4 protein-coding genes are annotated in these 2,069 nt (G+C 30.0%); all 4 read left to right on the plus strand.

Going from position 1 to position 2,069, the window contains the following annotated elements:
• Positions 1 to 309: 309 nt before the first annotated feature.
• A complete protein-coding gene (locus HMPREF2864_RS08050) occupies positions 310 to 654 on the plus strand; it encodes a pathogenicity island protein (protein ID WP_070572175.1) in 345 nt (114 codons plus the stop codon).
• A 13-nt stretch (positions 655 to 667) separates the two neighbouring features.
• Positions 668 to 901 (plus strand): hypothetical protein, encoded by a 234-nt coding sequence (locus tag HMPREF2864_RS08055; protein WP_070545037.1) that lies wholly within the window; start codon positions 668 to 670, stop codon positions 899 to 901.
• Between the two features lie 11 nt (positions 902 to 912).
• Entirely contained in the window at positions 913 to 1,434 is a 522-nt protein-coding gene (locus HMPREF2864_RS08060; RefSeq protein ID WP_002445376.1) for a coiled-coil domain-containing protein, read from the plus strand.
• Positions 1,435 to 1,496: 62 nt separating this feature from the next.
• Positions 1,497 to 2,069 carry a terminase small subunit gene (locus HMPREF2864_RS08065; RefSeq protein WP_002445377.1) on the plus strand — a complete coding sequence of 191 codons (573 nt, stop codon included), beginning with the start codon at positions 1,497 to 1,499 and terminating at the stop codon, positions 2,067 to 2,069.

Genomic DNA, 2,069 nt, shown 5'->3' on the forward strand with positions numbered 1-2,069 from the left:
TATTACAGTTTGAGTAAATAGTAATAAAAAGAGGTCACATACTCTTGTGTGACTTCTTCACTTAGCTAATAAATGTTAAATGTTGTAGAAATACACTAGGGTGTGCTTGTTTATAAAAACGAACATTAGTTCTTTTTGTGGCATTTCTATATATAACTGAAAAAGTGTTTGTTAAAGCTTTTATTACAATGGTTTGACGTATGTTAATAGTAAGTTAAATATATTCAAATAACGAACATTAGTTTGCGTTTTTTGTGTAAATTTAGTATAATTAAAGTATAAAGTAATTGAATAAGTGAGGTGAAACAGATGCAAAAAATGATAGAAAAAGAAAAGACGTACAACTTACCCGATGAACACCGCCAAGTACTCAATGTGATAAGAAATACGTCTAAGAAATATATTACTAAAACCAAAATCTTAAATCAATTGGGATATGAATATAATTCGAGTAATGAACGATGGTTAAGAAAGGTGATCAATTCATTAGTTTATGATTATGCCTATCCTATAGGGTGTAGTTATAAACGTAATGAACGTGGTTATTACATTATTACAACGGAACAAGAGAAGCAACAAGCAATGATTAGTATTAAAAAGTTAGCTGATGGCAGTATGAAACGCTATGAAGCTTTGAAACGAATTGAAGTTTAAAGGAGTATATTATATGAAAGCAAATCAGTACGAAGAATTAAGCGAAGTTTTAGATCTAACTGAAAGTCAAAAGCTGAAATTATATGTATATCAAGAGAGACAAAATAAAAACATAAAACAAGACAGTAAAGAATCAAAACAAAATAATGAAGAAGCAAATCGTGAAAAACGTCAAAAAATCTTGGATATAAAAGATGATGTAACTAGACAAAATGCAATTGCGAAAAATAGAGCGTTATTTAAATAGGAGGCATACCATTGAAAACATTAGATCAAATTGAAAAATATAAAACTAACATTGAGGATTACCGAAAAGAGATTAAAAACCTAGACGCAGAAGTTAAAAATGATGGCAAACAACTAGATGATATCAATCAAGAGTATCAAGATTTAGTGATTAATGGCGAAGTAGAAAAAGCTGACAAACTTTATACAAAAATAGAAAAATTAGAATCTGATTATAGAGCTAAAAGTAAACGTTTAATGGTTATGAAACAGTCATTCAAAAAAGTTGTCATAAAAAACTGTGAAAACATGCAAGATGTCGCGGATGAATTAAGTGATGAATACAATGAAACGTATCAAGATGATTTAAAGCGATACGAAACACTCAATCAACAACTTAAAGACGCTAAGGATAAACTTTTAGGTTATAACGACGAGTACAGTGCTAAACAAAGAACCTTAACACAATATATTGATCGATTGAAAAGAGAGAATAACATTCAACCTGTAGAATTTATAGGGAATGTAAATATTATTCAACCATTTAACATTTAATAAACGCATTGCTCACTCAAATGATTGGGTGGGCTTATTTTAACAGAGAGAAGTGAATAAATATGCCTAAATTAACGCCTAAACAAGAGCGTTTTGTGAATGAGTATATAAGAACATTAAATGTTACACAAAGCGCTATAACAGCCGGATATTCGCCTAAGACAGCACACGTTACGGGAAGTCGATTATTAAAGAAAAAACATATTAATGAATATATTCAAGAACAAAAGAAAAAAGTGATAGACGAAAGTATATTAAGTGCTAATGAGTTATTACATTTATTAACAAATTCAGCTGTCGGTGACGAGACAGAAACAAAGGAAGTTATTGTTAAGCGTGGTGAATATAAAGAAAACCCACAGAACGGTAAAATTCAGTTAGTGTATAATGAATATGTTGAACTTATAGAAATACCTATAAAACCAAGTGACCGTTTAAGAGCTCGTGATATGCTTGGGAAATATCATAAACTGTTTACTGAGAAAAAAGAGTTCACTGCTGACACTCCGGTAATTATAAATATTGGTGAATGGGACGAAGAAGATGAAGAAGATAAACAGAGAACACTAGATAAAATAAATGATAACTATCCTAATAGAACAATGATTGTTGATGATATACCGTTAGAGGATTAA

It is taken from the genome of Staphylococcus sp. HMSC059F04, from assembly GCF_001812565.1.
Taxonomy (GTDB): domain Bacteria; phylum Bacillota; class Bacilli; order Staphylococcales; family Staphylococcaceae; genus Staphylococcus; species Staphylococcus lugdunensis.

Excerpts from the sequence above, each read along its gene's own strand:
- HMPREF2864_RS08050 (WP_070572175.1), top strand. The coding sequence starts at position 310 with ATGCAAAAAATGATAGAAAAAGAAAAGACGTACAACTTACCCGATGAA.
- HMPREF2864_RS08055 (WP_070545037.1), top strand. The coding sequence starts at position 668 with ATGAAAGCAAATCAGTACGAAGAATTAAGCGAAGTTTTAGATCTAACT.
- HMPREF2864_RS08065 (WP_002445377.1), top strand. The coding sequence starts at position 1,497 with ATGCCTAAATTAACGCCTAAACAAGAGCGTTTTGTGAATGAGTATATA.